Source organism: Bradyrhizobium sp. (assembly GCF_049512235.1).
In the GTDB taxonomy this organism is placed as follows: Bacteria; Pseudomonadota; Alphaproteobacteria; order Rhizobiales; family Xanthobacteraceae; genus Bradyrhizobium.
The window spans coordinates 1-8672 of sequence record NZ_JBEKXH010000283.1; the positions used below are offsets into that span (position 1 = coordinate 1).

Below are 8672 nucleotides of genomic sequence, written 5' to 3' on the forward strand. Positions count from 1 at the left end.
GCATGATCTGGGCCTCGGCGAGATATGGCGTCCGGAAACTGATGGCGAACGCGCTCGCGGCCGGGAGGTTGTGATGTGCCTCTGGCGCCGGGCCGCCGTCGCTTGTTACGGCACGCGCTGGAGAGCCGCAACGCAGATCTCCATAAATTGGAAGTCTGACGACTGCAACGCATCATTCGTTACTGGCAACGCGGGCAGGCCCATCAGCGCCGCAGCCGGCCCGCCAGAGCCGCGACAAGGCGGTCGGCATCTTCCTCGTCGTTATAGACGTGCGGCGAGATGCGCAGGTGGCGAAGACGCGCCGCCACGTAGATGCCCTCGGTTGCGAGGCCCTCGACCAGGCCCGCCGGCATCCCATCCTTGAAACTGAGGCTCAGGATATGCGGTGCCCGCATGCGAGGCTCCGGCACACTGACGCCGACCTCGCGAAACCCCGCCGCAATCCGCGTCGTCAGCATCGATAGACGTTGCGCAACTTGCGCCGTGCCCCATTCGGCCATCATTTCCATGCCGATCGAGGCCATCTCCATCGAAATGAAATGGTCGCGCTCGCCCATGTCGAAGCGCCGCGCATCGGCAAGGTAGCGCGTATCCGTAAAATAGACCGCATTCTCGGCGCGCACGTCACGGCGGCCGTACGCGGTCTGCTCGAGCGGGATGCCGCCCTGATGGCGCCTGGCGATATAGAGAAAGGCGCGGCCGTAGGGCCCGAGCAGCCATTTATAGGTCGGGAAGATGACAAAATCCGGGTCGAGGCGCCGCACGTCCGTCGGCACGACACCCGCGCCTTGGGTGGCGTCGATCAGGAAGCTGGCACCGCGCTGCCGCAGCGCGGCGCCGACTTGTTCGGCGTCGATCAGCCCGCCATCCGACCAGTGCACGGAAGAGATCGAGGCGAGGCTGACCGGCGGAGCACCTGATCGCTCGATGCAAGCAAGAACGGCAGATGTCCAGTCGCCGTCGCCAGGCCGGCGAATTGTTTCGACGGCAAACGCCTGGGCCTCGGCGCGCGCGTGCCATTCGAGCACCGGCGAGGAATGATCGTCTTCCAGCACGAGGACGCGCGAGCCGCGCTCGATCGGGAGCCCCTTCGCCGCCGTGGCGACACCGTAACCGACCGAGGGGATCAGCGCGATATCGCACGCGTCGGCATTGACGAGGCGAGCCGCCGCGGCGCGGGCGCGTTCGTGCTGGCGATTGGCGAACGCTGCGTCAAATGTCCAGGGCGTGCCCTTGCGCAAAACCGCGGCGCGTCCGGCTTCCAGGGTTCGCAGCGGCAGCGGGCTATAGGAGGCCGCATTCAGGTAGCAGACATCGCGCGGCATTTGGAATAAGGCGCGCTGCGAGGGAAGCATTTCGGACGATCTCTCGGGCGAGCCATGGTCCAGCAGCGGCGATTGCCACGTTTCAGCGCGCCTTCATGGGAAGGACAAAGATCTGGCCGGGATAAATACGATTTGGATCTCGGATCCGGCCTCGGTTCGCATTGTAAACGACCGCGTATCGCGTGCCATCGCCATAGGTGACACGGCTGATGTGCCACAGGCTGTCGCCCCGCGATACGACTCGGGTCGCAATCCTGGACTCGACCGCGGCCGATGACGAGCCGCCATTTGGCAGATCGATGGCGGCAGTCGCATGCCGCGGCTGTGAAACAGCAACCTCCTGCCGCAACCGGCTGGCCACCGCTGTCTCCTGAACATTGGACGGCCCTTCAGCGCGCGATAGGAGCGCGCCGGTGGATTGCACATCGTTCAGCGCGACCACCACGCCGTGCTTGGATGTTGCCAGCGTTCCGTCCGGCAATCTGGCCCTCAACGTCAGCTCGTAGTTCCCGGCGGGAAGTCGGGGCGGAACCATTACGAATTGTCCGGATTGATCGGCGACCGCTTGATCATGGCGCTCGCCGTCGCGCAGCAGTTCGACCATCGCGCCCGGCGCAGCCCTGCCGGCGATGACCGCGTCGCCAGTTGGCTCGATGCGGGCAATATCGAAGGCGGGCGCGGACCCATCGGTGACCGGCGAGGGTGGCGATACGGCAAGTTCTGCTGCCAGGGCGTTTGCTTCAGTTTTTGCCGTTGCAAGCGGGGCCGAGTCGCGCGCGGCCAATGCAGGAGGCGAAACCGCTGGCGCGGTGATCGCGGCGCTTGTTTCAGGCGGCGGCTCGCGCCGTAGGTGCGTGATGCCGAAGCCAACGGCCGCACCGCAAGCTGCAATAAGCGCGAGTGCCGGCACAAGTATTCGGCCTATCGATGTAGCGGTCATAATAAGCCCCTGTCCCATTGATGGCTGTCAGCCCTCAGCTGTCGACCCTGCGCTGATTTTTTCCGGTCATCAAGTGCGTCAACGGTAAATTCCATCGTTTAGTCGTGCTGACCGCTGCACCCAGCGCAGCCACTGGACGCCTCGGTGCGTGGGGGGCAGTTTTGGATGGCAACTCTTTGTGGAACGGCACCAGCGCGCCTTTGCGCGCTCCAGGTCGGTCGTCAAAATGCCGCATAGAAATTCGTAAGGTGGAGAGAATCAGCGGGCCGCGCGAATGCGCGCCCGATGACGGGCTCCGCGCGGGCCGATGGCGTGTCTGCGATCTCAACCAAGAGATCGGCACGGCGCGAAGGTCACGCCTTGGCCAACCCTGCGCGCTACTTCAAAACGCGGTGTAGCCGCCGTCGATCACAAAGCAGTCGGCGGTGTGGTAGGATGATGCCTGGCTCATCAGATAGACCGCGATGCCGCCGAAATCAGAGGGATCGCCGAACCGCCGCATCGGGATCCTTGGCATCACGGCGTTCACGAACTTTTCGTTGGCCATGATGCCTGCGGTCATGTCGCTCTTGATCCAGCCCGGCAGGATGGCGTTGGCGGTGACGCCCTGCCGCGCCAGCTCGACCGCGAGCGCGCGGACCAGCGCGTTGATCGCGGCCTTGGTCGCGGCATAGTGTTCGTTGCGCGCGGTGCCGAACAGCGAGGCCAGGCTCGAGGTCGCGACCAGGCGGCCGAAGGGATCGCCCGACGCGGCGCGTTCGGTCATGTGGCGCGCCGCCGCCTGGAACACATGGAAGACGCCGTCCAGATTGGTCGCGAACATGCTGCGCCATTGTTCTTCGGTGCGGTCGATGAAGGCGTGCCGCCCGCCGCCGCCGATGCCGGCATTGGCAAAGCAGCCATCGACCCGGCCGAAGGTATCCAGCGTGGCGGCCATCGCCGATTTGACCGAAGTGGCATCGCTGACATCGCAGACGTGGGTATCGACCTTGCAGGCGCACGCCGCCATGGTCGCGGCGGCGCTTCTGTTCTTGTCGGCGTTACGGCCCCAGATCGAGACGTCGCAGCCGGCGGCCGCGAGCGCCTGCGCGATGCCGAGGCCGATGCCGCCATTGCCGCCGGTGATGACGGCGACGCGGCCGCTGAGGTCGAAAATATGCTGATGCGTTGCCATGGGGCTTTTTCCATTGCGGGTCGGCGCGCGTTGGGCCGTGCGTCCGATGACGGGCAGATGCTCCAAACCCAACCATGGACAAGCCCGGCTTAAAAATCAAATATGGGCTTGAGATCGAACCCCCCTCGCACCGCGGCAGCAATAACGCGGGCCCCCACAGATGAGGAAACAGATGCAGTTCAAACATGTGACGCTCGAATTCGACGGCCCGGTGGCCGTCCTGAAGCTCGATCATCCCGAGGTCATGAACGCGGTCTCCATGGACATGTTGGCCGGTTTGAGGGAAGCGCTCGATGCGATCGAGGATAAGCGGAGCGAAGTGCGCTGCCTGGTCTTGACCGGCGCCGGCCGCGCCTTTTGTGCCGGCGCCAACCTGCAAGGCCGCAACGAAGTGAAGCCGGGAGCCCGGACCAATGCCGGTGCCGTGCTCGAGACCGGCTACCATCCCTTGCTGCGCCGGATCAGGAATTTGCATTGTCCGCTCGTCACCTCGGTCAACGGCGCCGCCGCCGGCGCCGGGATGAGTTTTGCATTGATGGGCGACATGATCCTGTGCGCGCGCTCCGCCTATTTCCTGCAGGCCTTCCGCCGCATCGGCCTGGTGCCGGACTGCGGGTCGACCTGGCTATTGCCGCGGCTGATCGGCAAGGCGCGCTCGGTGGAACTATCGCTGATGGGCGAAAGACTGCCGGCCGAAAAGGCGCTGGAATGGGGCCTCGTCAACCGGGTCTATGACGATGCGGCGCTGATGGAGGAAACCATGAAACTCGCACGTGAGCTGGCGAACGGACCGACCATCGCACTGGCGCTGATCCGCAAATTATACTGGGACAGTTTTGGCAATTCGTTCGAGGAGCAGCTCAACCTCGAATTCGAATCGCAGGGGATCGCGGGCGCGGCGGAAGATTTCAAGGAGGGCGTGACCGCGTTCCTCGAAAAGCGCCCAGCGAAATTCAAGGGCAAATGATGGAGGAAAAGCTCGGGCGCTGCATCGCCTCGTGGTGCCCGGGCGCGACCGGCGTGACCGGTGCCGTCAGGCTCTCCGGCGGCGCCAGCCAGGAAACCTGGTCGTTCGATATCCTCCATCCCGATGGCCCTGTTGGTGCGATCCTGCGGCGCGCGCCGACGGGTTATGGCGCGGCGCCGGAGCGGGCGGCCGGGCTCAACGCCGAGGCGGCCCTGATGCAGCGCGCTTATGCCGCCGGCGTCCCGTCGCCGCTTGTGCTGCATGTGCTCGAGCCGCAGGACGACCTCGGTACCGGTTTTGTCATGGCGCGGGTCGAGGGCGAAACCATCCCGCGCAAGATCCTGCGCGATGCGCAGTTTGCCGCCGCGCGTCCGAAACTGGCGCGCCAGATCGGAGAGATTCTCGCAGCGATCCACGGCCTGGCGCTTTCGCAACTGCCGGAGCTTCGCCTGATGACACCGGCGAAGGAAATTGCCGAGCTGGAGCGCGATTATCGCGGTTTTGACTGGCCGCGGCCGGTGTTCGAACTGGCGCTGCGCTGGCTGCGCGACCGCGACCCCGGTCCGTCCGGACAGCTGACGCTGGTGCATGGTGATTTCCGCCACGGCAATCTCATCATCGGTGCCGATGGCGTGCGTGCAGTGCTGGACTGGGAGCTCGCGCACACCGGCGATCCGATGGAGGACCTCGGCTGGGTCTGCGTCAATTCCTGGCGTTTTGGCGAGATCGACAAGCCGGTCGGCGGATTTGGATCGCGTGAGGAATTGTTCGCAGGCTATGAGGGCGCCGGAGGCCGGGTCGATGTTGACCGGGTGATGTTCTGGGAAGTCATGGGCACGCTGCGCTGGGGCGTGATGTGCTGCGGCATGATGGCGCGCTTTCGCGTTGGCCCTGAGCATTCCGTCGAGCGCGCCATGATCGGCCGTCGCGCCTCGGAAACCGAAATCGATCTGCTGCGATTGCTTGCGTCAAGGGAATGATAAAACATGCAGGATGAGCCGACGCCGGAAGAACTGATAACAGCGGTTGCCGATTTCCTGCGCGGCGATATCGCGCCTGTGGTGACCGGGCATGACGCCTTCAGGCTGAGGGTCGCCATCAACGCGCTCGATCTGGTGACGCGCCAGCTCAGGCTGGCGGCCCGCAGCGATGCCGCCGAAGCCGAGCGGCTGTCGCGATTATTGGGCAAACAGGGCCCACTGGGCGAACTCAATCGCCGGCTTGCCGACGGAATCGCAAAAGGCGAGGTCGACCTGCAGACGCCAGGACTCGCCGACCATCTGTGGCAAACCACGATGGACAAGCTCGCGGTCGATCAGCCGAATTATGCGTCGTACCGGCGGGAGCTGGAGCAGACCGAGCGATAGGGATGCTCTCCGCGTCATTGCGAGGCGCCCTTGCGACGAAGCAATCCATCTGGCCTCTTGTTACGGGGCCGCCATGGATTGCTTCGCATCGTTGGGCCGCGCATCCGCGCGGCCCAATGGCTCGCAATGACGGGAAGGGAGCGGTGATCGCGATGGCCAAGCTGGCCTACTTTCCCAGCCATTTCGGCGGGCGCTTTTCGGAAAACGCTTTCGGTCCCTCGACAAAATCCTGCGACGCGGCCATGGCCTTCACCGCCGGATAGTCGCGCTGCTCGGCGAGCGCCTGCTCCAGGGAGACCGCAAGCCCCCTCTGGATCGCCTGCTTGGAGGCGCGGATCGACATCGGCGAGTTCTTGCAGATGGTCTCGGCCCAGCGCTCGGCTGCGGCGAGCGCCTCGCCCTGCGGCACCACTTCGTTGACAAAACCGAGTTCGAAACCTTCTTTGGCCGAGACATGACGGGCGGTCAGGATCATGCCCATGGCGCGCTTCAGCCCGATCTGCCGTGGCAGCCGGTGCAAACCGCCGGCCAGCGCGGCCAGGCCGACGCGCGGCTCGGGCAGCGCGAACATCGCGTTCTCGGAGGCAATGATGAGGTCGCAGGCCAGCGCAATCTCAAAGCCGCCGCCCATGGCGACGCCGTTGACGGCGGCAATGATCGGCTTGTCGCAGTCAAAGCGCGAGGTCAGCCCGGCAAATCCGCCTTTGTCCCAGCCGCGTTTTCCGCCCGCCGCCTGCCATTTCAGATCGTTGCCGGCGCAGAACGCCTTGTCGCCTTTGCCGGTGACGATCGCGACCCATTGCTCAGGGTCGGCGGCGAAGTTGTCAAACACCTTGTTGAGTTCGAAATGGGCATCGGTGTGCAGTGCATTATAAACCTCGGGGCGCGACAGCGTCACGATCGTGACCGGGCCCTTCCGCGTGACGACAGAAAATTGCAAGTCCATGTTGGCCTCCGGTGGAATTTTGCTTGCGCACTGTTGCTCTTGGTCCGCTGATGCCATTCGGACACGTTACGGACAATTGTCTGCCCAGCTTGGCCCCATTGCTTGACTCAATCTGGCCTTGTTCGGCTAATTGCCGCGCCATTGTGTTATTGGTGCGGAGGCCGCATGTTAGATCATACGACGGTTCACAGGGCCAGCAATGGGCCGGCCACGAAGAAAAAGACACCTGGGAGAGAAGCCGTGGATTTCGCTCTGCCGGCCGATCTGGTCGCCTATCTCGCCGAGCTTGATCAGTTCATTGCCCACGAGATCAAGCCGATCGAGGACGCCGACGACAACGTCCGTTTCTTCGATCACCGCCGCGAATGGGCGCGGACCGATTTCGACAATGGCGGCCTGCCTCGGCAGGAATGGGAGGCGCTTCTCCGCCGGGTGAAGGATCTCGCCGACAGCGCCGGCCATCTGCGCTTTGCGATCCCGAAACGCTATGGCGGCAAGGATGGCTCCAATCTCTGGATGGCCGTGATCCGCGAGCATTTTGCCGCCAAGGGATTGGGCCTGCACAATGATCTGCAGAACGAGCATTCGATCGTCGGCAACCTGCCGCTCGTCACCATGCTCGACCGCTACGGCAGCGATGACCAGAAGGCGATGATCGAAGGCTCGATATCAGGAAAATACCGTATCACCTTTGGCTTGACCGAGCCCGAGCACGGCTCCGACGCCACCCATATGGAAACCCGTGCGGAGCCGACCACGCGCGATGGGGTTTCCGGCTGGCTCATCAATGGCGAGAAGATGTGGACCACCGGCATGCACGCCGCGACCCACTGCGCGCTGTTTGCCCGAACTTCCGGCAACGATGGCGACGCCCGCGGCATCACCTGCTTCCTGGTGCCGGCTCAGGCCGAGGGCGTCAAGGTCGAGGAATATATGTGGACCTTCAACATGCCGACGGATCACCCGCGGGTCAGCTTCACCGACGTGTTCGTTTCGGATGATGCCCTGTTCGGCGAGATCGGCCGCGGCCTGTCGCTGGCGCAATGCTTCGTGCACGAGAACCGTATCCGCCAAGCGGCGAGTTCGCTGGGCGCGGCGGTCTATTGCATTCAGGAGAGCGTCAACTACGCGCGCGAACGAAAACCCTTCGGTAGGGCGCTGGCCGAAAACCAGGCCATCCAGTGGCCGCTGGTCGAACTGGCGACGCAGGCGGAGATGCTGCGGCTGTTGATCCGCAAGACCGCCTGGGAAATGGACAAACTCACCCAGGCTGAGGTCGAGCATACGCTGTCCGACAAGGTCTCGATGTGCAACTACTGGGCGAACCGGCTGTGCTGCGAGGCCGCCGACCAGGCCATGCAGGTGCATGGCGGCATGGGTTATTCGCGCCACAAGCCGTTCGAGCACATCTACCGCCACCATCGCCGCTATCGCATCACCGAAGGCAGCGAGGAAATCCAGAAGCGGAAAGTGGCGGGATTCCTGTTCGGCTACATGGGGGCGGGCGCGACGAAACATTGAGGGCGCGCGGCGTCGTGGTGAGTCAACGCTGTCAATTGCGTAGGGGCGACCCTTGTGGTCGCCCTCGCGAGGCATCGCGCAGCGGAATTTCTCGCGGCAGGGCGGCCACGAGGGCCGCCCCTACACGGATAGACATGATGTCGCCCTCCAGTGCCGCCCCACCATGGACCAACGTCGCTTGAACCGTGATCGGGGGAGGGGATCAACGCCTTGATCCGTTACCCTCACGCTTTGCGCTCAATTGACCTGCCGCGCCTTGCCGGCCCAATAGGGATCGCGCAGGTGGCGTCGTAAGATCTTGCCGGAGGCATTGCGCGGCAGCGCGGTGAGGAACTCCACCGATTTCGGCGTCTTGAAGCCGGCGATGCGCTGCCGGGTGAAGTTGATGATGTCGGAGGCGGTCGCCTGCTTGCCCGGCTTCATCACCACGAT

At 64.1% G+C, this 8672-nt stretch carries 9 protein-coding genes; 4 read left to right on the top strand and 5 right to left on the bottom strand.

Annotation, left to right across the window (positions count from 1 at the left end):
• Positions 1-203: 203 nt before the first annotated feature.
• From ABSG20_RS23035 to ABSG20_RS23045, 3 genes are all read right to left on the bottom strand, one after another.
• On the bottom strand, positions 204-1325 hold the full coding sequence (locus ABSG20_RS23035; RefSeq protein WP_423866819.1) for an aminotransferase class V-fold PLP-dependent enzyme: 1122 nt from the start codon (positions 1323-1325) through the stop codon (positions 204-206).
• Between the two features lie 82 nt (positions 1326-1407).
• Positions 1408-2265: a LysM peptidoglycan-binding domain-containing protein gene (locus tag ABSG20_RS23040; RefSeq protein WP_423866820.1), complete on the bottom strand. Its 858-nt coding sequence runs from the start codon at positions 2263-2265 to the stop codon at positions 1408-1410.
• A gap of 382 nt (positions 2266-2647) precedes the next feature.
• Complete coding sequence (locus ABSG20_RS23045) at positions 2648-3439, bottom strand: SDR family NAD(P)-dependent oxidoreductase (RefSeq protein WP_423866821.1); 792 nt, start codon at positions 3437-3439, stop codon at positions 2648-2650.
• Between the two features lie 172 nt (positions 3440-3611).
• Here ABSG20_RS23045 and ABSG20_RS23050 point away from each other — a divergent pair, with 172 nt between their 5' ends.
• From ABSG20_RS23050 to ABSG20_RS23060, 3 genes are read left to right on the top strand one after another with little or no spacing between them, the layout of a single operon-like run.
• Complete coding sequence (locus tag ABSG20_RS23050; protein WP_423866822.1) at positions 3612-4406, top strand: enoyl-CoA hydratase/isomerase; 795 nt, start codon at positions 3612-3614, stop codon at positions 4404-4406.
• Positions 4403-5386, top strand: a complete 984-nt coding sequence (locus tag ABSG20_RS23055; protein WP_423866823.1) for a phosphotransferase family protein — start codon at positions 4403-4405, stop codon at positions 5384-5386. Before ABSG20_RS23050 ends, ABSG20_RS23055 begins: the two co-directional genes overlap by 4 nt.
• Before the next feature lie 6 nt (positions 5387-5392).
• Positions 5393-5773, top strand: coding sequence for a DUF6285 domain-containing protein (locus ABSG20_RS23060; RefSeq protein ID WP_423866824.1), 381 nt, complete (start codon positions 5393-5395; stop codon positions 5771-5773).
• Between the two features lie 166 nt (positions 5774-5939).
• On the opposite strand, the gene ABSG20_RS23065 is transcribed toward ABSG20_RS23060, so the two are convergent.
• The gene (locus ABSG20_RS23065) at positions 5940-6719 is read right to left on the bottom strand and encodes an enoyl-CoA hydratase-related protein (protein WP_423866825.1); all 780 of its coding nucleotides are present in this window, start codon (positions 6717-6719) and stop codon (positions 5940-5942) included.
• Positions 6720-6959: 240 nt separating this feature from the next.
• Here ABSG20_RS23065 and ABSG20_RS23070 point away from each other — a divergent pair, with 240 nt between their 5' ends.
• Positions 6960-8240 (top strand): acyl-CoA dehydrogenase family protein, encoded by a 1281-nt coding sequence (locus ABSG20_RS23070; protein WP_423866826.1) that lies wholly within the window; start codon positions 6960-6962, stop codon positions 8238-8240.
• A 237-nt stretch (positions 8241-8477) separates the two neighbouring features.
• Here ABSG20_RS23070 and ABSG20_RS23075 read toward each other — a convergent pair.
• A partial coding sequence (locus tag ABSG20_RS23075; protein WP_423866827.1) for an AMP-binding enzyme occupies positions 8478-8672 on the bottom strand: 195 nt, incomplete at its 5' end.

Excerpts from the sequence above, each read along its gene's own strand:
- ABSG20_RS23035 (WP_423866819.1), bottom strand. The coding sequence starts at position 1,325 with ATGCCGCGCGATGTCTGCTACCTGAATGCGGCCTCCTATAGCCCGCTG.
- ABSG20_RS23040 (WP_423866820.1), bottom strand. The coding sequence starts at position 2,265 with ATGACCGCTACATCGATAGGCCGAATACTTGTGCCGGCACTCGCGCTT.
- ABSG20_RS23045 (WP_423866821.1), bottom strand. The coding sequence starts at position 3,439 with ATGGCAACGCATCAGCATATTTTCGACCTCAGCGGCCGCGTCGCCGTC.
- ABSG20_RS23050 (WP_423866822.1), top strand. The coding sequence starts at position 3,612 with ATGCAGTTCAAACATGTGACGCTCGAATTCGACGGCCCGGTGGCCGTC.
- ABSG20_RS23055 (WP_423866823.1), top strand. The coding sequence starts at position 4,403 with ATGATGGAGGAAAAGCTCGGGCGCTGCATCGCCTCGTGGTGCCCGGGC.
- ABSG20_RS23060 (WP_423866824.1), top strand. The coding sequence starts at position 5,393 with ATGCAGGATGAGCCGACGCCGGAAGAACTGATAACAGCGGTTGCCGAT.
- ABSG20_RS23065 (WP_423866825.1), bottom strand. The coding sequence starts at position 6,719 with ATGGACTTGCAATTTTCTGTCGTCACGCGGAAGGGCCCGGTCACGATC.